Origin of the sequence: Serratia proteamaculans (assembly GCF_008830365.1) — a bacterium.
Classification (GTDB): domain Bacteria; phylum Pseudomonadota; class Gammaproteobacteria; order Enterobacterales; family Enterobacteriaceae; genus Serratia; species Serratia proteamaculans.
This window is the reverse complement of the sequence record NZ_WBKI01000004.1, coordinates 179,028-199,191: the sequence shown is the minus strand read 5'-3', so window position 1 is coordinate 199,191 and position 20,164 is coordinate 179,028. Positions and strand designations below refer to the sequence as shown.

Annotated in this window: 22 protein-coding genes and 1 other RNA gene; 16 read left to right on the top strand and 7 right to left on the bottom strand. The window is 55.6% G+C overall.

Going from position 1 to position 20,164, the window contains the following annotated elements:
• Window positions 1–14 precede the first annotated feature (14 nt).
• Complete coding sequence (gene uxaC / locus F8R23_RS16795) at window positions 15–1,427, bottom strand: glucuronate isomerase (RefSeq protein WP_129937256.1); 1,413 nt, start codon at window positions 1,425–1,427, stop codon at window positions 15–17.
• A 386-nt stretch (window positions 1,428–1,813) separates the two neighbouring features.
• On the opposite strand from uxaC, the gene F8R23_RS16790 reads away from it, so the two are divergent.
• The 11 genes from F8R23_RS16790 (at window position 1,814) to F8R23_RS16740 (ending at window position 9,323) form a co-directional block, all read left to right on the top strand.
• Entirely contained in the window at window positions 1,814–3,112 is a 1,299-nt protein-coding gene (locus tag F8R23_RS16790; RefSeq protein ID WP_129938851.1) for an MFS transporter, read from the top strand.
• A gap of 116 nt (window positions 3,113–3,228) precedes the next feature.
• Window positions 3,229–4,005 carry a transcriptional regulator ExuR gene (gene exuR, locus F8R23_RS16785; protein ID WP_085119120.1) on the top strand — a complete coding sequence of 259 codons (777 nt, stop codon included), beginning with the start codon at window positions 3,229–3,231 and terminating at the stop codon, window positions 4,003–4,005.
• Between the two features lie 185 nt (window positions 4,006–4,190).
• A complete protein-coding gene (locus F8R23_RS16780) occupies window positions 4,191–4,637 on the top strand; it encodes a hypothetical protein (RefSeq protein ID WP_099062128.1) in 447 nt (148 codons plus the stop codon).
• Window positions 4,638–4,776: 139 nt separating this feature from the next.
• Window positions 4,777–5,451, top strand: coding sequence for a DedA family protein (locus F8R23_RS16775; RefSeq protein WP_085119124.1), 675 nt, complete (start codon window positions 4,777–4,779; stop codon window positions 5,449–5,451).
• The gene (gene mzrA / locus F8R23_RS16770) at window positions 5,451–5,822 is read left to right on the top strand and encodes an EnvZ/OmpR regulon moderator MzrA (protein ID WP_099062127.1); all 372 of its coding nucleotides are present in this window, start codon (window positions 5,451–5,453) and stop codon (window positions 5,820–5,822) included. Before F8R23_RS16775 ends, mzrA begins: the two co-directional genes overlap by 1 nt.
• Window positions 5,823–6,043: 221 nt before the next feature.
• Window positions 6,044–6,415 (top strand): DUF1090 domain-containing protein, encoded by a 372-nt coding sequence (locus F8R23_RS16765; protein ID WP_112347102.1) that lies wholly within the window; start codon window positions 6,044–6,046, stop codon window positions 6,413–6,415.
• 164 nt (window positions 6,416–6,579) lie between these two features.
• Window positions 6,580–6,885: an ElaB/YgaM/YqjD family protein gene (locus F8R23_RS16760; protein WP_085119129.1), complete on the top strand. Its 306-nt coding sequence runs from the start codon at window positions 6,580–6,582 to the stop codon at window positions 6,883–6,885.
• 1 nt (window position 6,886) lies between these two features.
• Window positions 6,887–7,288 carry a phage holin family protein gene (locus F8R23_RS16755; RefSeq protein WP_099062125.1) on the top strand — a complete coding sequence of 134 codons (402 nt, stop codon included), beginning with the start codon at window positions 6,887–6,889 and terminating at the stop codon, window positions 7,286–7,288.
• Complete coding sequence (locus F8R23_RS16750) at window positions 7,285–7,572, top strand: YqjK-like family protein (protein ID WP_099062124.1); 288 nt, start codon at window positions 7,285–7,287, stop codon at window positions 7,570–7,572. Before F8R23_RS16755 ends, F8R23_RS16750 begins: the two co-directional genes overlap by 4 nt.
• A 295-nt stretch (window positions 7,573–7,867) precedes the next feature.
• The gene (locus tag F8R23_RS16745) at window positions 7,868–8,263 is read left to right on the top strand and encodes a DoxX family protein (RefSeq protein WP_099062123.1); all 396 of its coding nucleotides are present in this window, start codon (window positions 7,868–7,870) and stop codon (window positions 8,261–8,263) included.
• A gap of 73 nt (window positions 8,264–8,336) precedes the next feature.
• On the top strand, window positions 8,337–9,323 hold the full coding sequence (locus F8R23_RS16740) for a glutathione S-transferase family protein (RefSeq protein ID WP_151415828.1): 987 nt from the start codon (window positions 8,337–8,339) through the stop codon (window positions 9,321–9,323).
• Window positions 9,324–9,355: 32 nt separating this feature from the next.
• Here the strand turns inward: F8R23_RS16740 and F8R23_RS16735 are convergent, their stop codons facing one another.
• Window positions 9,356–10,261 (bottom strand): LysR family transcriptional regulator, encoded by a 906-nt coding sequence (locus tag F8R23_RS16735; protein WP_085119136.1) that lies wholly within the window; start codon window positions 10,259–10,261, stop codon window positions 9,356–9,358.
• A gap of 107 nt (window positions 10,262–10,368) precedes the next feature.
• Here F8R23_RS16735 and F8R23_RS16730 point away from each other — a divergent pair, with 107 nt between their 5' ends.
• A complete protein-coding gene (locus F8R23_RS16730) occupies window positions 10,369–11,070 on the top strand; it encodes a pirin family protein (protein ID WP_112347106.1) in 702 nt (233 codons plus the stop codon).
• A gap of 58 nt (window positions 11,071–11,128) precedes the next feature.
• On the opposite strand, the gene rnpB is transcribed toward F8R23_RS16730, so the two are convergent.
• Window positions 11,129–11,507: RNase P RNA component class A (rnpB, locus tag F8R23_RS16725), an RNA gene on the bottom strand.
• Between the two features lie 41 nt (window positions 11,508–11,548).
• The gene (rsmI, locus tag F8R23_RS16720) at window positions 11,549–12,412 is read right to left on the bottom strand and encodes a 16S rRNA (cytidine(1402)-2'-O)-methyltransferase (protein ID WP_085119140.1); all 864 of its coding nucleotides are present in this window, start codon (window positions 12,410–12,412) and stop codon (window positions 11,549–11,551) included.
• A 62-nt stretch (window positions 12,413–12,474) separates the two neighbouring features.
• Between rsmI and F8R23_RS16715 the strand changes: the two genes are divergently transcribed.
• From F8R23_RS16715 to dolP, 4 genes are read left to right on the top strand one after another with little or no spacing between them, the layout of a single operon-like run.
• Window positions 12,475–14,505 (top strand): penicillin-binding protein activator, encoded by a 2,031-nt coding sequence (locus F8R23_RS16715; protein WP_151415827.1) that lies wholly within the window; start codon window positions 12,475–12,477, stop codon window positions 14,503–14,505.
• The gene (locus F8R23_RS16710; protein WP_170925084.1) at window positions 14,502–14,855 is read left to right on the top strand and encodes a YraN family protein; all 354 of its coding nucleotides are present in this window, start codon (window positions 14,502–14,504) and stop codon (window positions 14,853–14,855) included. Before F8R23_RS16715 ends, F8R23_RS16710 begins: the two co-directional genes overlap by 4 nt.
• Window positions 14,856–14,906: 51 nt before the next feature.
• The gene (gene diaA, locus F8R23_RS16705) at window positions 14,907–15,497 is read left to right on the top strand and encodes a DnaA initiator-associating protein DiaA (RefSeq protein WP_004948462.1); all 591 of its coding nucleotides are present in this window, start codon (window positions 14,907–14,909) and stop codon (window positions 15,495–15,497) included.
• Between the two features lie 9 nt (window positions 15,498–15,506).
• Window positions 15,507–16,082, top strand: coding sequence for a division/outer membrane stress-associated lipid-binding lipoprotein (gene dolP, locus F8R23_RS16700; RefSeq protein ID WP_099062118.1), 576 nt, complete (start codon window positions 15,507–15,509; stop codon window positions 16,080–16,082).
• Between the two features lie 45 nt (window positions 16,083–16,127).
• Here the strand turns inward: dolP and mtgA are convergent, their stop codons facing one another.
• The 3 genes from mtgA to arcB form a co-directional block, all read right to left on the bottom strand.
• A complete protein-coding gene (gene mtgA, locus F8R23_RS16695; protein WP_129937251.1) occupies window positions 16,128–16,859 on the bottom strand; it encodes a monofunctional biosynthetic peptidoglycan transglycosylase in 732 nt (243 codons plus the stop codon).
• Window positions 16,856–17,509: an isoprenoid biosynthesis glyoxalase ElbB gene (gene elbB / locus F8R23_RS16690; protein WP_151415826.1), complete on the bottom strand. Its 654-nt coding sequence runs from the start codon at window positions 17,507–17,509 to the stop codon at window positions 16,856–16,858. The genes mtgA and elbB overlap by 4 nt, the downstream gene beginning before the upstream one ends.
• Before the next feature lie 237 nt (window positions 17,510–17,746).
• On the bottom strand, window positions 17,747–20,086 hold the full coding sequence (gene arcB / locus F8R23_RS16685) for an aerobic respiration two-component sensor histidine kinase ArcB (protein ID WP_151415825.1): 2,340 nt from the start codon (window positions 20,084–20,086) through the stop codon (window positions 17,747–17,749).
• Window positions 20,087–20,164: the final 78 nt, after the last annotated feature.

Genomic DNA, 20,164 nt, shown 5'->3' with positions numbered 1-20,164 from the left:
ACCTCGGGCAACGGCTACGCCAGTTCAATGGCGAAATAGTTTTTGGCATTGTCGAAGCAGATGTTTTTCACCATCTCACCCAGCAGCGTGATATCCGCCGGCACTTCCCCGTCCTCCACCCAGCGGCCCATCATCTGGCAAAGGATACGGCGGAAGTATTCATGACGGGTATAAGACAGGAAGCTACGGCTGTCGGTCAGCATGCCGACAAAACGGCTCAGCAGGCCCAACTGTGCCAACTGCGTCATCTGCCGCTGCATCCCGTCTTTTTGATCGTTGAACCACCAGCCAGAGCCAAACTGCATCTTGCCCGGCGTGCCTTCCCCCTGGAAGTTGCCAACCATGGTGCCGATCACTTCGTTGTCGCGCGGATTAAGGCAATACAGAATGGTTTTCGGTAACCCGCCCTGGCGTGCCTGGGCATCCAGCAGGCGAGAAAGCGGCTCCGCCAAGGGCCGGTCGTTAATAGAATCGAAGCCAATATCCGGGCCCACGTTGGCCAGCATGCGGCTGTTGTTATTGCGCAGCGCACCAATGTGATACTGCTGCACCCATTCGCGACGCTGATATTCGGCGGCCAGGAACAACAGCACCGCGCTTTTGAACTGAGCACTCTGCTCCGAGGTAAGCAGCTTGCCGCTCAGGCGTGCCGTTAAAATAGCGTCTAATGTACTTTCGTCCGCTTCGCCATACACCACCACGTCCAGCGCATGGTCAGCCACCTTGCAGCCATGAGCGGAAAAATGATCCATACGTTTTTTCAACGCGTCACACAGCGCACTAAAGCGGCCAATATTGATATCCGCTGCCGCTTCCAGTTTTTGCAGGTAATCATTGAAACCCGGCGCATCAATATTGAACGCCTTGTCCGGCCGCCAGCTTGGCAACACCTTGATGTCGAAGCTGCTGTCGGCCGCAATCGCTTTATGGTGGCGTAAATCGTCGATCGGATCGTCGGTAGTGCCGACCATCTTCACATTCATTTGCTGCATGATGCCACGCGCTCTGAAATCCTCCTGCGCCAGCAAGGCGTTGCCGCGCTGCCAGATATCGTCCGCCGTCGTCGGGGAAAGCAACATGCCGGTAATACCGAACGGGCGACGCAGCTCCAGATGGGTCCAGTGGTAAAGTGGGTTACCCAGGGTGTGCGGCACGGTGGCAGCCCAGGCGTCAAACTTTTCACGATCGCTGGCATCACCGGTACAGAGTCGCTCAGCCACACCGTTGGTGCGCATTGCCCGCCATTTGTAGTGATCGCCCTTTAGCCAGATTTCATATAAATTTTTGAAGCGGGTGTTCTCGGCGATCTGGTCCGGCGGTAAATGGCAGTGATAGTCAAAGATCGGTTGGTCTGCTGCATAGTCATGATACAAACGCCGGGCAAACTCACTGCCCAACAGGAAATCTTCGTTTAAAAACGTCGCCATATCTGGCTCCTCACCTTGCTTGCCGTTCGACACTCTGTCCAACGCGACAAAGTTATCACACCAATTTTACTGGGCGTCCAGCAAAATATCACCCTCTGCCTTGGCGCCATCGTCCATAAAAGGCCGTTAACCGGCAGTTTTACGGCAAAAAGCCGCCTGAATCGCATAATTATCCAGCAAACAGTATTGCCCAATTGAAAAACGGCTTTTGTGATATCACTCAACTTTTAAATCTGTATGACAAGTTATTGTCTCGCCACCCAGTCGTTCATGCGGCGGGAATACGTCGGTGACGAACAGGCCGGCGCAGAACAACGAAAAGGGGGAGCCCCTAAAACGCTGCCGCCATCTCGGCGCCACCTATTGAAGACTGGGAGATATTTTGGATGCGTAAAATTAAAGGGTTACGCTGGTACATGATCGGGCTGGTGACCATCGGCACCGTGCTGGGTTACCTGACTCGTAATGCGATAGCCGTTGCAGCACCGACGCTGGAAGGGACCTTACATATCACCACGCAGCAGTACTCATATATTGTCGCGGCGTATTCTGCCTGCTACACCCTGATGCAACCGGTGGCGGGATACGTGCTGGACGTACTGGGTACCAAAGTGGGTTACGCCATGTTCGCCATTCTGTGGGCGCTGTTTTGTATGGGTACCGCACTCGCCAACAGTTGGGGCGGACTGGCACTGGCACGCGGCGCCGTGGGTATGGCGGAGGCAGCGATGATCCCCGCAGGGTTGAAAGCCAGCAGCGAGTGGTTCCCGGCCAAAGAGCGTTCGATCGCCGTGGGCTACTTCAACGTGGGCTCGTCGATCGGCGGCATGCTCGCCCCACCGCTGGTGGTCTGGGCCATCGTGGCACACAGTTGGGAAATGGCGTTTATCATCACCGGCGTACTGAGCCTGATTTGGGCCATCTGCTGGCTGATCTTCTATAAGCACCCGAAAGACCAGAAAAAACTCAGCAATGAGGAACGCGATTACATTCTCGAAGGCCAGGAAGCCCAACACCAAACCGACAACGCCAAGAAAATGTCCGCCTGGCAGATTGTGCGCAACCGCCAGTTCTGGGGCATCGCACTGCCGCGCTTTCTGGCAGAGCCTGCCTGGGGCACCTTCAATGCCTGGATCCCGTTATTCATGTTCAAAGCCTACGGCTTTAACCTGAAAGAGATCGCCATGTTCGCCTGGATGCCGATGCTGTTCGCCGATCTCGGCTGCATCGTTGGCGGCTACCTGCCACCATTTTTCCAGAAACACTTCAAGGTGAACCTGATCGTGTCACGCAAGTTGGTGGTCACTATGGGGGCGGTATTGATGATTGGCCCCGGTATGATCGGCCTGTTCACCAGCCCTTATGCGGCTATCGCGCTGCTGTGCGTTGGTGGCTTTGCCCATCAGGCTCTGTCTGGCGCGCTGATTACCCTGTCTTCTGACGTATTTGGTCGCAATGAAGTGGCCACCGCCAACGGCCTGACCGGCATGGCCGCCTGGACCGCCAGCACCATGTTTGCCCTGGTGGTCGGTGCATTAGCCGATACCCTGGGCTTCAGCCCGTTATTCGCTGCACTGTCGGTATTCGATATCCTCGGCGCCATCGCTATCTGGACCATTCTGCAAAATCGACCGGCCTCCGAGCCGCAGGAAGACCCGCTGCAGCCGGCCCCGGCACGCAGTTAACCCCACCGCCCGGCCGCTGTGCCGGGCGTTCCCCCGCGTCCACTGGTAGCTCTGCCAGATAAGTGGTATAACAAATCCATGGTCACACGACCCTCCCTACCCTAAGAGTATTCACTATGGAATTCACTGAAACCAGACGCCTGTATCAGCAACTGGCCGCCGAGCTTAAGCAGCGTATTGAAAGCGGTCGGTACCCGGTGGGCGATAAACTGCCGGCCGAACGCTATATTGCCGAAGAGATGAACGTCAGCCGTACCGTGGTGCGGGAGGCTATCATCATGCTGGAAGTGGAAGGCTATGTTGACGTGCGCAAAGGCTCCGGGATCCATGTGATGTCCAACCAGCAGAAAAACCTGGTGATACCGGGTGACAGCATTGAGTTTGCCACCGCCGGGCCATTCGAACTGCTACAGGCGCGCCAACTGATTGAAAGCAACATTGCCGAGTTCGCCGCCACCCAGGTGACCAAACAAGACATCGTTCAGTTGATGGAGATCCAGGAACAGGCACGCAAGGAAGATCGCTTCCGCGATTCGCAGTGGGATTTGAAATTCCACGTGCAAGTCGCGCTAGCCACCCAGAACACCGCAATGGCCACCATCGTGGAAAAAATGTGGGTGCAGCGCGTGAATAACCCTTATTGGATCAAGCTGCATGAGCATATCGACGACCGCTCCATCGCCAGTTGGTGTGACGATCACGATCAGATCCTCAAGGCATTGATACGCAAAGATCCTTATGCCGCCAAACTGGCCATGTGGCAGCACCTGGAAAATACCAAGCAAATGCTGTTCAACGCCACCAGTGACGATTTTGAATACAACGCTGACCGCTATCTGTTTGCCGATAACCCGGTGGTTCATTTGGACAACGTGACCGCAGAAAATAAATAGCTCAGGCAGTCAAAAACCGTAGTGTTATGTCAGGTATTGTAAAATCCGCTGAATCGATGCCTGAACGGCGGTTTGCCGTGTAGTATTTCACCGCTGGCAACGTAGATTTCCCTGTTGCCAATCGTGCTATTTTGGTAAAGTTGAGCCACTTTTTTACCCTCTGCTACGGGGCGGGACGCGAATACATGCGCTGGTTGTTTGCCATGCTTATTGCTCTTTTTTGCTGGACCGGTTCGGTCTCCGGCCAAAAGCTATGCGCGGCGTCTTCCAAAGCCATTCCCACCGCACTGAACAGCCAGCCATCGCTAGCTGAACCGGTGTTTTCCCCAGAGGACCCGGTTTACCGGTCACCGGCAGAATTGCGACGTAAAGCGCCAGGTAAAATGCCGCTGCTGCTGCCGCGGGTACATTCTTACCCCGGTTCGCTACCCGTCCCCACCCAACTGCTGCCGGTTTATTCGTTAGCCACTGAGTTGGGCCACAACACTCGACTCCCGCGTCAGAAATCACCTGCGCCAAACCGGCTTGCCCAGGTCAACTGGACGCTGCATACCCCGCAGCAGCAAAACAGGCTGGGCGGCTGGAAAGAAAGTAATATGCTTTATCGTGGCACGCTGACGTATCACTCTTGACCGGTGTCGCACCGATTAGAACCCACTAAAAGCAACGCCGTTTCATCATTATCAGCAGCCAGGATCGCCCACGCGCTCTTCGCCTACTCCCGATCCGCCGCTGAGACAAAAACAAACAATGACGTTTTAGGAACACCGGATGGACATCATTAAAGAACTGTTACATGCCTTATGGCAGCAGGATTTTGAGACGCTGGCGAATCCTTCGCTGGTCTGGACTCTCTACGCCCTGCTGTTTTTGATCCTGTTCCTGGAAAATGGCCTGTTGCCTGCGGCGTTTCTGCCGGGTGACAGTTTGCTGATCCTGGTTGGCGTGCTGATCGCCAAAGGCACCATGAATTTCCCGCTTACCATTTTTATCCTGACCGTCGCCGCCAGTCTGGGATGCTGGGTCAGTTACATACAGGGCAAGTGGCTCGGCAATACCCGAACCGTGCAGGGCTGGCTATCCCATCTGCCGGCTCATTATCATCAGCGTGCCCACCAGTTGTTCCACCGTCACGGGCTTTCCGCCCTGCTGGTTGGCCGTTTCCTGGCGTTTGTCCGCACCCTGTTGCCAACCATTGCCGGTCTTTCCGGCCTGAGCAATGCGCGTTTCCAGTTCTTTAACTGGATGAGCGGTCTGCTGTGGGTGGTGATCCTGACCTCGCTGGGCTTTGCCCTGGGCAAAACGCCGGTGTTCCGCAAGTATGAAGACCAACTGATGTTCTGCCTGATGCTGCTGCCATTGGTATTGCTGGTGGTCGGGCTGGTGGGTTCATTGATCGTACTGTGGCGCAAGAAACGCGCCGACAGCCAGGGGAAAGGGGCGTGATGACCAGGCGCCCGCGCTGGCAGTACCTGTTGCTGATTGCGCTAGCCTTACTGGCGCTCGCCACGCTGCTAGTGCCCTGCATGGTGCGTACTGAAAGCGAACTGCGCATCCGTGCTGGCCAGCAAGGCCTTTCGCTACCCGACGGCTTTTATGTCTATCAGCGACTGGACCAACGCGGTATTCGCATCAAAAGTATCACCCCGGAAGGTGATGGCCTGGTGATCCGGCTGGACTCGCCGGAGCAACAGTTGCTGGCGCGCGAAGCGCTGCAAAACATTTTGCCGCCGGGCTACATTATCGCCCTGAGCGAATCCCCTGTTCCTACCCATTGGGTGCGTGAATTTGCACGCTCCCCACTCAATCTGGGATAATACCCCTTCAAATGAAGGGTTTTCCTTTCATCCGGCCTATCTGTTCAATTAACCATCAATCACCACCGAACTTAGGCGGATTCTTTGGGGGTCTGCGCTTTCCATGACTATGCTGAAGGTTAGCGTCAGTCAGCCGCTTAAGACTCCTGTCGCACTGCCCTATTGGCAGTCAGGAACAGAGGATGCGTGCCAATGCATCCCATTAATAAGGAACTGATAGTATGAAATTACGCCCAGCCATTTTACTGGCTCTCCCATTATTCGCCTTACCGGCTCTGTCGTTCGCAGCAGAAAACGGCTGTGTGACCAAGGCACAAGAAATTCAAAAGCAGATCGATTACGCCACCCAGCACGGCAATACTCAGCGTGTAGCCGGGCTGAAAACGGCCTTGAGCGAAGTGCAGACCCATTGCACCCCAGCCAGCCTGCAGGCCGATCGTCAGAAAAAAATCGATGAAAAACAAAGCAAGGTCACCGAGCGTCAGCAGGAGCTGAAAGAAGCCCAGCAGACCGGTAACCTGGAAAAAGTGGCCAAGAAGCAGAAAAAGCTGACTGAAGCTCAAGCCGAGCTGAAACAGGCCCAGGCGGAATAATTTTTTTACACCAGCGGATTTAACGCTGAGAGCCACGCCACACGGGATTTTTATTGCCTATAAAATGGATGCTTGGTGATATCAGCTACCCATCAGCCCTTTGCTCCGGCGAAAAAATCCGCTATGTTGAAAGTCTGTCGAAGTTAACGTTAAGGAATAATCACATGGCCCATGATTCAAATGCAGAAAACTTACGCGCTGAACTTAAATCCTTAGCCGATACGCTGGAAGAAGTGTTGAACTCTTCCACCGATAAGCCAAAAGCTGAACTGGAAAAGCTGCGTTCCAAGGCCGAAAGCGCGTTGAAAGATACCCGCGTACGCCTGAGCGATGCCGGCGACAAAATTGCCTCCCAGACCAAACAAATCGCCGGCCAGGCGGATGAGTACGTTCGTGATAATCCGTGGACTGGTATCGGTATCGGCGCTGCGGTCGGCGTAGTGCTGGGCGTTCTGTTAGCGCGCCGCTAATATGGCAGAACAACCGCAAGTTCGTGCACAGGGCCCCGCTAAAGGGGTCCTGGATGTCGCCCAGCGCATCATCACCATTCTGGTCGGTATGGTGGAAACCCGGGTTCGGCTGGCCGTGGTCGAGCTGGAAGAGGAGAAAGCCAACCTCATCCAGTTACTGATTATGGCCGGTATGACCCTGTTGTTCACCGCATTTGGCCTGATGAGTCTGCTGATCCTGATTTTCTGGGCTATCGACCCTATCTATCGTCTGATGGCGTTAGGCGCGACTACCGGGGTGCTGTTGTTCCTGGCCGTGGTTGGCGCTATCTGGACACTGGTCAAGGCCCGCCGCTCCACGCTGCTGGGTGCCACGCGCAAGCAGTTGGAGATCGACCGTTCCGAATTGGAAGGTGAAAAATGAATCGCCGCCGCTATCTGGAATGGAGAAAAGAGAAGCTCATTCGCAAGATCCAGCAGCAAAGGCTGGATCTCGCCGAAAACAAAACCCTGTGGCTGGAAAAGACCGAGCGTATCGATCGCGGTTGGCAAACCATTTTCGGCCTGCGTAAATACCTGGTAGTGGGCTCCAGCGTAATGGCGTTATATGGCGTCCGCCATCCCAGCAAGTTGATTCGCTGGTCACGCCGTGCTTTTGGTGCCTTTGGTACTATCCGCTTGATCCAGAAAACTTTTTCCAGCAAGTAGCTTTCCGCAATTCCATCAATACTTCCGATGTTTTGCCCCCCTTTTCACAGAGACTTTACGTTTCTGTCGGTAAAGGCTGGGCAACTTTCTGATTCCCCACGATTTGTTAGCAGGCTAAAGATTCAGTTTTTTTGAAAAAATACGACAGTTTTACTTGCTAACAAAGCGCACGCTTCCCGATTAACATTCACTCCATCAAGATGAAACGGGCAGGACAGGGTCAGAGACCCGGCATACCACCCACTAACATGACAAACGCCAAGACTGGCAAACAAAAATCACTTTGGAGTTGATGATGAAAAAATTAGAAGATACAGGTTTGCTGGTTGCTCGTATTCTGATGCCAATCCTGTTTATCGTAGCGGGCTACGGCAAAATGGGTGATGCATATGCCGGAACCCAACAGTACATGCAATCGATGGGCGTACCTGGCTTCTTGCTGCCACTGACCATCCTGCTGGAATTTGGTGGCGGTCTGGCAATTCTGTTCGGTTTCCTGACCCGTACCGTGGCACTGTTCACCGCCGGTTTTACCATCCTGACCGCATTACTGTTCCATACTAACTTTGCGGAAGGCGTAAACCAGCTGATGTTCATGAAGAACCTGACCATCGCCGGCGGCTTCATCGTACTGGCCGTTGCTGGCCCAGGCGGTTTCAGCATCGACCGTATTCTGAACAAAAAGTGGTAAGATTTTAATACCGACTCAGGGGCCCGCATGTCGGGCCCTTTTGCTTTTTCACTCGGACACGAAGGAGATTCCCATGGGACAACTCGTCGATGGCGTTTGGCAAGACATCTGGTATGACACCTCATCCACCGGAGGTCGTTTCAAGCGCTCAACCTCTCAGTTTCGCAATTGGGTTACCACAGACGGTCAACCGGGCGAACACGGCATCGGAGGTTTTAAAGCGGAGAAAGATCGTTATCACCTTTACGTTTCACTCGCCTGCCCCTGGGCACATCGCACCCTGCTGATGCGCAAATTGAAAGGGCTGGAGTCACTCATTCCGGTTTCCGTGGTGCATCCGCTGATGCTGGAAAATGGCTGGACCTTCGGCAACGACTTCCCTGAAGCCACCGGCGACAGCCTGTACCACTCAGACTTTCTCTATCAGCTTTACCTGCGCGCCGACCCACACTACACCGGCCGCGTAACTGTGCCGGTACTGTGGGACAAACAGCAACAGACCATCGTCAGCAATGAATCCGCCGATATCATCCGCATGTTCAACAGCGCATTTGATGGTGTTGGCGCCCGCGCCGGAGGCTATTACCCCGCCGAGCTGCGCGAAAAAATTGATGAACTGAACGGATGGATTTACGACCAGGTGAATAATGGCGTCTATAAAGCCGGTTTTGCCACCAGCCAGGAAGCCTATGATGAAGCGGTGAACGGGGTATTTGACGCGCTGGCACGACTGGAGCAGATCCTGGGGCAACAGCGTTACCTGACCGGCGATCGCCTGACTGAGGCCGATCTGCGCCTGTGGACCACGCTGATACGCTTCGATCCGGTGTATGTCACCCACTTTAAATGCGACAAACACCGTATCAGCGATTATCTCAACCTGTACGGCTTCCTGCGTGACATCTACCAGATGCCGGGCATTGCCGAAACGGTCAGCCTGCCGCATATCCGCAATCACTATTACCGCAGCCACGCCACCATCAATCCGCACGGCATTATTTCCATTGGGCCGGCGCAGGATCTGGACGAGCCGCATGGCCGCGACCGACGTTTTGCTTAACCCCCCCCCTTGCTTAGCCGCGAGGGGGCGTTTTACTGCCGTTCCAGTTGGGCGAACAGCCGTGGGATTTCACGCAGGAACCAGGCTTTCGCCTCCCCCATGCTGTCACGCCGCCAGGCCATGATGATATCGACTTCGCGGCTGTATTCCGGCCCCACCACGCGTAAGCGCCCTTCTTCTATGTCTTTCTCGACCATCGGGTAAGGCATGGTCGCCACACCCAACCCAGCCAGCAAAGCCAGGCGTTTGTCCTCAATGGTGCTGACCGTCAGACGCTGCTGTTTATCCAACAATTGCACGGTTAACACTGGACGCTCACGTGCAGTATCCGCTACCGCAATACCGCGGTACTTCACGCGTGTCACCTCAGACAACGGCTCCGGCTCCAGATGGATGGGGTGGTTCGGCGCGGCCACATACACGCTCATCACCTTGTACAGCTTGCGGGTGTTAATTTCGGATGACGCGCGGAAATGCATATCAGGAGCGATAACAATATCGGCACGCCCCTGCTCCAGCCTTTCCCAGGCGCCGGCCAGCACCTCAGTGAAGATCGACACCTGGGTATTGGCCTTCAGCGCCAGCTTATCGACCAATGGGAACAGTTTGCTCGGGGGTGACAGTGCCTCGCTGACGATAGTCAGGTGCGTTTCCCAGCCGCGCGCCAGCGCTTCGGCGTCGGTGGTCAACTTGTCTGCCGCTTCCAGCAGGACCCGCCCACGCTCCAGCAACATACGCCCGACGTTGGTGAACTTGGTGCGGTGACCGGAGCGGTCGAACAGCACCACGTCCAATTCTTCTTCCAATTTTTGCATGGTGTAGCTGAGTGCCGAAGGCACACGCCCCAGCTCATCGGCTGCCGCAGCGAAGCTGCCACGTCGGTCGATCGCATCCATAACCCTTAACGCTTCAAGCGTTAACGCCCGATCTCTGGCCATCGAATCTCTCTGTCAGGAAATTTGAATATGCCGACCAGATTAACTGGCTAACAATCCGGCGTCCAGATGCTTACCATCTAGATAATGAATTTAGAGAGCCGATTGCCATGATTACATGCAGAACAGCACAACAATGCGGGCAAGCTGACTTTGGTTGGCTGCAGGCTCGCTACACCTTTTCTTTTGGACACTACTTCGATCCCAAGCTGATGGGCTACGCCTCACTGCGGGTGTTAAATCAGGAGGTGCTGGCGCCAGGCGCTTCATTCCAGCCACGCACCTATCCCAGCGTAGATATCCTGAATTTGATCCTGCAGGGTAAAGCGGAATACCGCGACAGCGAAGGTAATACGGTGAACGCCAGGGCCGGTGAAGCCTTGCTTATGGCGACCCAGCCAGGACTGAGCTACAGCGAGCAGAACATCAGCAGTGATACGCCGCTGACCCGTCTGCAACTGTGGCTGGATGCCTGCCCGGAGCGCAGCAACGAGCGGGTACAGCGCCTGATGCTGCCACAGGCTGGCGTGACGCTGTTGGCTTCCCCAGACGGAGCACAGGACAGCCTGCAATTGCGCCAACAGGTGTGGATCCACCACCTGGATTTACAGCCGGGTGAACAGCAGACGCTGGCGCTGAACGGACCCCGTGCTTACCTGCAGTCGATCCACGGCACTATTGATGCCCATGGCGAGCGTAACGACAACCAACGCCTGACCTGCGGTGATGGGGCGTTTATCCACGAGGAAAACCGCCTGACTCTCCGTGCCGAAACGCCGCTGCGTGCACTGCTGATCGATTTGCCGGTGTAAGTCGGATCCAGAAAGGAAAAAACCCCGCGTAACTTGCGTTACGCGGGGTTTTCTTTATAGAGGGAGTTGACCGGTAAGCCGGGTTCTGTCGTGGACAGTCATTCCTCTAGGCCAGCAATCGCTCACTGGCTCAAGCAGCCTACCCGGGTTCAGTACGGGCCGTACCATGTGAACCCCTATTTGGCCTTGCTCCGGGTGGAGTTTACCGTGCCACGAACTGTTGCCAGTCGCGCGGTGCGCTCTTACCGCACCCTTTCACCCTTACCTGATCCCGCTTGCGCGGGCCATCGGCGGTTTGCTCTCTGTTGCACTAGTCGTAGGCTTGCGCCTCCCAGGCGTTACCTGGCACCCTGCCCTATGGAGCCCGGACTTTCCTCCCCTCCATCTGTCTCCCCCGAAAGGGACGGCAATGAAGCGGCGACTGTCTGGTCAACTCCGGCGCGGATAGTAGCGTCGCGCTCACGGCAGGTCAACCGCTTTACTGTTCTTGTTGCTCTAACGCGTATTTATACAACGCATTTTTCTTCACGCCGTGGATCTCCGCCGCCAGCGCCGCCGCCTTTTTCAACGGCAGCTCTTTTTGCAGCAACGCCAGGGTCCGCAGCGCTTCCAGCGGCAATGCATCATCCTGCGCCTTATGACCTTCGACGATCAACACCATTTCGCCACGACGACGGACTTCATCTTCCTGCACCCAGGCCAGCAGTTCGCCAACCGGCGCGCCGGTGATCGATTCCCAGGTTTTGGTCAGCTCACGCGCCAGTACCACATAACGTTGCGGCCCCCACACGGTGACCATGTCCTGCAAACTTTCCAGCAAACGGTGGGTTGATTCGTAGAAAATCAACGTACGCGGTTCCTCTGCCAGCGCCATCAGCGTATCCTTACGGCCCTTGGTTTTCGCCGGCAGGAACCCTTCGTAGCAGAAGCGGTCAGAAGCCAGACCTGCGGCACAGAGTGCCGTGGTTGCCGCACAGGCGCCCGGCAGGGGCACCACGCGGATGCCGGCTTCGCGGCAGCGGCGTACCAAGTGATAACCGGGATCGTTGATCAAAGGCGTACCGGCATCGGAAACCAGCGCTATGCTCTGGCCTTCCTGTAATTTCGCCAGCAGTTGATCGGCCTTTTGTTGTTCGTTATGGTCATGCAGCGCAAACAACCGCGCGCTAATCGCAAAGTGTTGCAACAGCAACCCGGTATGGCGCGTGTCTTCGGCCGCAATCAGATCAACGCTTTTCAGTACCTCTAACGCACGGTGGGTAATATCCCCTAAATTGCCGATTGGGGTGGGCACCACATACAGCGTTGATGCAGAAATGACTGATTGTTGGTGTTGATTCATTGTTTCATCCGGGTTGCCGATTTAATATTGAGCATCTTGAAAAAAACATCACTGGATACAGTATGCTTTCCTCAACATTCGTTCGTACCAAAGCAGGGCGTTCAAAGCCTGTCCGACTTACCGCAGTGATCGCAGCAGCCCTTTTCCTTGCAGGCTGTCCGAGTCAGGCCCCGCAGACGCCGCCCGCCAATATACAGGACGAAGCGAGCGCCAGTTCCGATTACTATCTGCAGCAGCTGCAGCAAAGCAGCAATGATAACAAGGCTGACTGGCAATTACTTGCTATTCGCGCGTTGTTACGTGAAGGGAAACTGCCGCAGGCCAGTGAACAACTGAACCAACTGCCGAAAAACCTCAGCAGCGTGCAGCAGGTGGAAAGCCAGCTGCTGACCGCAGAACTGCAGGTGGCAAACAAAAGCTACGTTAGCGCTCGCAGTACGCTGGGGCATCTGGATACCGGCTCACTGTCGGCCAACCAGTTGGTACGTTTCTATCAGGCGCAGATCGCCGCCAATCAGGGTAAACCCTCCCTGCCGCTGATCCGCGCTTACATTGCGCAAGAGCCGTTGCTGACCGGCAAGGCACATCAAACCAACCTGGACCAAACCTGGCAGTCGCTGCTGCAACTGACGACGCAGGACATGAACAGCCTGGTGATCAACGCTAATGAAAATGTATTGCAGGGCTGGCTGGATCTGCTGCGTGTCTATCAGGACAACAAGCAGGATCCCGATCTGCTGAAGGCTGGGATTAAAGACTGGCAAAACCGCTATCCACAGAACCCGGCGGCGAAAACACTACCGGCCCAGTTGAACCAGGTGCTGAACTTCACCCAGGCCTCCACTTCAAAAATCGCACTGCTGCTGCCGCTAAATGGCCAGGCAAAAGTGTTTGCCGATGCGATCCAAAAAGGCTTTGAAGCAGCCAAGAACGGTGTGACCCCTTTGGCCCCGGTGCAGCAACAGCAATCACAGCCTGACAGCGCGCCAGTGCAGAGCGCAGATCCCGCGTCAGCAGACCAGAACGCCAACGGTGCAGTCAGCACCTCGGCGCCGGATGCTGTCCCGGTGACGGCTGCCCAGCCTGCTGCACCTTCTACTGCGCCGATTACTCCGCCGCAGGCCGCTAACGCACAGATTAAAGTGTATGATACCTCCAGCCAACCGCTGGCCGCGTTGCTGACGCAGGCACAGCAGGATGGCGCAACCCTGGTGGTCGGCCCGTTGCTGAAAGAAAACGTCGATCAACTTGCCAGCAGTACTACCACGCTGAACGTGCTGGCGCTCAATCAGCCGGAAATGCCGAAAGATAACCCGAACATCTGTTACTTCGCGCTTTCACCGGAAAATGAAGCACGTGACGCCGCCCGCCACATTTGGGAACAACAGAAACGGCAGCCGCTGTTGCTGATCCCTCGCGGTGCCTTCGGCGACCGCGTTGCCAAAGCCTTTAACCAGGAGTGGCAGAGCCTGGGCGGACAGACCGTGCTGCAGCAGAACATTGGCTCCGCCAGTGAACTGCGCCAGATGGTCAACAGCGGTGGTATTCGCATGTCCGGGTCGCCAATCTCCGCCGCACCGGCACCGCAGGCCGTGACCATTGCCGGGCTGACCATTCCGGCACCGCCAAGCGATACGCCTGCAACCAACGGCGGCAGCGTAGACTCGGTCTATATCGTCGCAACCCAGTCCCAGTTGACGCTGATCAAACCGATGATCGACATGGCCACCAACTCACGCAGCAAGCCAGCAATGTACGCCAGCTCACGCAGCTACCAGGCCGGGGCCGGTCCGGACTTCCGTCTGGAAATGGAAGGCTTGCAGTTCAGTGATATTCCGTTGTTGGCCGGTGCTAACCCTCAGTTGTTACAGCAGGCAAGCAGCCAGTTCCGCAACGATTATTCGCTGGTGCGTCTGTACGCAATGGGGATGGATGCCTGGACATTGTCCAACCACTTTGCTGAAATGCGTCAGTTACCCGGTTTCCAGGTCTCCGGCACGACTGGCATGCTCACCGCCGCACCGGGCTGTGTGATCAACAGAAAACTGCCTTGGCTGCAATACCGTCAGGGCATGGTCGTTCCGGTCTCTTGAGTCAACGCGCCATAGGGGCGGGCTATGAGTTACAGGCCCGCCACTATCTGGAACGCGCCGGGCTCACCTTCTGCGCTGCCAATGTGGCGCTGCGCGGTGGTGAGCTCGATCTCATCATGCGCGATGGTCAAACCTGGGTGTTCGTTGAAGTCCGCTACCGCCGCAGCGATGCTTTTGGCGGTGCGGCCGCCAGCGTCACTTATCGCAAGCAGCAGAAGTTGCTGCATGCCGCCGCCGTTTGGCTGGCGGGACGCGGAGCCAGTTTTGACACATCGTCTTGCCGTTTTGATGTTTTGGCCATCACAGGTAGCCAGTTAGAATGGATACCCAACGCCTTCAATGCGGATTAATCGTGGTTTACCGGTGCAGACCGGCCCTTTGACTTAGTGGATTAATACAACGTGCTGGATAGAATTAAAGCCTGTTTTACCGAAAGCATCCAAACCCAAATTGCGGCGGCGGAGGCCTTGCCCGACGCCATCTCGCGTGCCGCGATGACGCTGGTTCAATCCTTACTTAACGGTAATAAAATTCTGTGCTGCGGCAACGGCACCTCGGCAGCCAACGCGCAGCATTTCGCCGCCAGCATGATCAACCGCTTTGAAACCGAGCGCCCAAGCTTGCCGGCCATTGCGCTAAATGCCGATAACGTGGTGCTGACGGCGATCACCAACGATCGGCTGCACGACGAAGTCTACGCCAAACAAGTGCGCGCGCTCGGCCATGCCGGCGACGTGTTGCTGGCAATTTCCACCCGCGGCAACAGCCGTGATATTGTGAAAGCGGTCGAAGCCGCGGTAACGCGCGACATGACGATTGTCGCGTTGACCGGTTACGACGGCGGTGAACTGGCCGGCTTACTCGGTCAACAGGATGTCGAGATCCGCATCCCATCACACCGCAGTGCACGCATTCAGGAAATGCATATGCTTACCGTAAATTGCCTATGCGACCTGATAGATAGTACGTTGTTTCCCCACCAGGACGAATAAGGAACTGAGATGAAGCTGAAAGCCACATTTGCAGTGCTGTCCAGCGCCCTGCTGTTACAAGGCTGTATTGCAGGCGTTGTCGTTGGCAGCGCTGCCGTTGCCACCAAAACCGCCACTGACCCACGCAGCGTGGGCACTCAGGTAGACGATGGCACACTGGAAGCCCGGGTTGAAAACGCCCTGAGCAAAGATCAGCAGTTGAAGAAAGATGCCCGGGTGGTTGCGACCGCCTATCAGGGTAAAGTGCTGCTGACCGGCCAGGCGCCAAATACCGATCTGGCCGCCCGCGCCAAGCAGATCGCGATGGGTGTTGAAGGCACTACCGAAGTGTACAACGAGGTCCGTCAGGGGACGCCGGTCAGTCTGAGCACCGCGTCTTCCGACACCTGGATCACCACCAAGGTCCGTTCGCAATTGCTCACCAGCGATGCAGTGAAGTCGTCCAATGTGAAAGTCACCACCGAAAATGGTGAAGTGTTCCTGCTGGGTCTGGTCACGCAACAGGAAGCACAATCTGCGGCTCAGACAGCCAGCCAGGTGGGCGGAGTGAAACATGTCACCACCGCCTTTACCTACGTGAAATAGCAAGTGCTCAATCCCCTCTCCCACGGGAGAGGGGAAAAATCTCACTCAATCCAGATTATGTTCTTTCAGAAACCCTTCCCCGCCCAACTGACGCATTTGACGCATGATCCACTGCTGCCGTTGTACCACGTAACCGGAAGGCGCATTGGCCTTGAAGCGGTGCGGGTTAGGTAATACCGCTGCCAGTAATGCAGCTTCTGACGCGGTCAGACGCTTGGCCGGTTTATTGAAAAAGCGCTGTGACGCTTCCTCCACGCCGAAAACACCGTCGCCGAATTCGACGATATTCAGGTATACCGTCAAGATCCGTCGCTTGGTCCACACTAGCTCAATCCCCGATGTCAGCCCGGCCTCCAGTCCCTTGCGCAGCCAACTGCGGCCATCCCACAGGAACAGGTTCTTTGCCGTTTGCTGGGACAGCGTAGAGGCGCCACGAATGCGCGTGGGCCTACGCTCATTGTGACTGAGCGCCTTTTCGATCGCCGCCACGTCAAAACCCCAGTGCTCCGGGAATTTCTGATCCTCCGCGGCCATCACCGCCAACGCCATCTGCGGGGAAATATCGTCAATCGACACCCAGTCGGAATGTGCCACATAACCAAAATCGCCACTCAGCCAGGCACCAAGCTGTCGTTCAACCATCACCGCAGAAAAAGGCACGGGCAGAAAAGCAAAGGCGACGATCCCCAGTAGCCACACGCCGACCAACGTAATTAATCCGCGTTTCAGCCAAAACCAGGGCCGGGAAAAAATCGATTTGCTCGCAGATTTTCTCATTCAGTCAAATCCAGCACCCGTGAAACCAGCTTATCAATTCCGCTGGCTGCCTCACCGATCGATTTCGCCAGCATATAGGCCGGCGTGGTCACCACTTTGTTCTCAGCATCCACCACAATGTCATCAACCGGACAAATCACCGGCTCACCGCCCATGGCATCAATCACTTCACCCAGGTCGGGATCGTTGCCAATGGTCAGCCGCACTTGTTGATCCAACAGTTTTGGTAGCAACGCGGGGGCAATACACATGAAACCAATTGGTTTATTTGCCTTATGCATTTGCTGCGTTAACTTAGCCAAATCCTTATCAATCCAGCATTCCGCCCCTTCACTGGCGAAACTGCTGAGGTTCTTTGCCGCGCCAAAACCACCGGGGACGATCAAGGCATCCAGTTGGCTGGCGTCGGCCTGCGAAAGCGGCTGGACTTTCCCTCTGGCAATGCGCGCAGACTCCACCAGAACATTGCGAAACTCTGGCACCTCATCGCCGGATAAATGATTAATAACATGAAGTTGAGGCTTATCAGGGGCAAAGCATACCGCCTGCGCCCCTGCCCGGTCCAACGCCAGCAGCGTCAGGACGACCTCATGGATCTCCGTACCGTCATAAACCCCACAGCCGCTCAGCACTACGCCAACGTTTTTCATCACCCTTCCTCCTGTCGATACTGTCAACTGGTAAGTGCTCTGAGTTGACAAACACTAATCTACATCACACATTTTAATGAATCTTCTAACAAGAGCGCTTACATTTGCTATGTTGTTGGCTGTATGATGTTTAGGAATTCTCTACAACCTGCTCGACCAGAACATTAAAACCAATACGCAGGTTCACAATTTCCCTGGTGTTGGCGCAATATTCGCGCACCCCGGCCTAGGTCGGGGTCATTTTTTTTCAGCTTCCGCTACCCACTCACGCAGTACCTGCACATCGTTGCGCCACTCTTGCTTCAACTCATCAACCCAATCCTGCACGTTATCCCACCATGCCGGCAACGTCGGGGTTTGAATTTGCTGTGCAATCTGTTGTAAATGACGCAGGCCAACCGAGCCGGCAGCACCTTTGATTTTGTGCCCCTCTTCGGTGATGCCCTTCTGGTCGCGTGCCGTCATATTGGAATCCAGCACCGCCAGATAACCCGGCATCATCTGCTCAAACATCTCCAGGCTCTGATGAATCAACTGCGGCCCCACCAGGTCCATGTACTGTTCCAGCATGGTGGTATCCAGTAAAGACTCATTAATCTTCATCGTCTTTTGCTCCGTTTTCTTTGTGGTGTGAGAGGGTTGATGATCCCAGTAATGTTTTATCACCTTGGTCAGCGCCGGTACGGACAACGGCTTGCTCAGCACATCGTCCATTCCCGCGTCGAGGTACTCTTTTTTGTCTTTCAGCACGTTGGCGGTCAGTGCAACCAACGGCGGCAGCGCCTGCCCGGTATAGCGTTCACGCAGTATCCGGGCGATATCCAGCCCGGTCATGTCCGGCAACTGGATGTCCAGCAGCACCAGATCGAACTCGTCCGGATCGAACATCGCCAGCGCATCCTGGCCGTTCATCGCCACTTCAACGCTGTTGCCCAGCTTCTCCAGCACCGAACGCGCCACAATCACGTTCAGCTCAATATCTTCCACCAGCAGGATGTGCAGCGCCGGCAATGGCTGCGCCTCTTCGACTGCGGTCTCACTTTCCGCTTCCTGTACCGCCGGTGCCTTGATGGATAAGGTAAAGCAAGAACCGTGCCCCTGTGCGCTGCTGACAGTGATATCACCGCCCATGCTCTGCGCCAGACGCTTGGAAACCGCCAGCCCAATGCCCGTACCGGTCGCCGGACGGCCGCCGTGCTGATCCTTCACCTGATAATACATGGCGAAGATTTTGTCCTGTTCATCCTGCGGAATGCCCATGCCGGAGTCTTCCACTTCAAACACCAGCCGATCCTGCTCTTCACGCCGCACACGCACCACAATTCGCCCCTGCGGGGTAAACTTCACCGCGTTGCCGATCAGGTTCCACAGGATTTGTCGCAGGCGGGTGCCGTCGGCAATGATTTGTTGCGGCAGCGGTTGTTGCGGCTCCATCACAAACTGCAGCCCTTTCGGCTGTACCAACAGGCCAGAGAGATTTTCCAGATCGGCCAGGAAGCCAGTGAAGTCCACCGGTTGATTGTCGAGCTGCACTTTACGACGCTCGAGCTTATCCATCTCAATAATGTCATTGAAGATATTACCCAGCGTGATGGCGCTGACATGGATGGTTTTGAGATACTTCAGCTGTTCGTCGTTTAATTCGGTATCGAGCAGAATGCGACTCAGGCCGACGATGCCGTTAAGCGGCGTACGAAGCTCGTGGCTGATTGTTGAGATGAAGGTGGTCTTGTCCCTGCTGGCATTCTCCAGCGCGTCCTGGTAGCGCTTACGCTCGGTTATATCGCGACCAAAGCCCATCAGGCCGTGGCGTTTGCCCACGCGGTCGTAAAACGGCACCTTGCGCAGCTCAAAACAGGCCTTGCGCCCATCCGGGTAAACCAGCCACTGTTCATAGGTCAGTGAGACGTTGTGACGGAACACTTTCTCGTCGGTTTCGATCACCTTCTCGGCGATTTCCTGACCGTAGACGTCAAATGGCGTCAGGCCGATCAGCTGTTTTTCGCTTTTGCCGGTCAGCAGTTCCATCGCCCGGTTACAGCCGGAGAACTCTTTGTCTTCGTTGCGGTAATAGACCAGATCCGGCGAAGCATCGAGGAAGGAACGCAACAGCGCCGACTGCTGACCCAGTTCAATCTGCGCCAGTTCACGCTGCTCCATCTCTCCCGTCAGCTTGTCCATCACCTGCTGACGCTCTTCTTCCGCCTTGATACGGTCGGCAATTTCCTGATTCAGTTGGCTGATATTGTCCTTCAACTGCTGGTTAAGCTCCAGGTCGCGGTGGCGCATCTCTTCCAGCTTATCCACCAGCCGCGTCAGGCGCTGGCGTGACTCCTCAAGCTGTTCGACCACCACCGACAGAAAGTAGACCGCCCATGGCGTAATCAGCAGGCCGAAGAAGATTGAACGCACCACGTCGATGCTTTCTACCTCTCCGCGCAGCAGCATGGTGACCGCCATCTGCACCACCATTGCCAGCACCACCAGTGCCGATGCCAGCAGCAGCGAAAAGCGTACCAGCCCCAGTTTTACCATTAAATCAACGTAGTACTGGGCTAACACCCGGATTTGCTTCATAGCCGCTCCCATCAGACAGAATCTTGTAAATCATACCGTAAAACCCCGATGAGATAAGAAAGCAAACGCCGAAGTGTG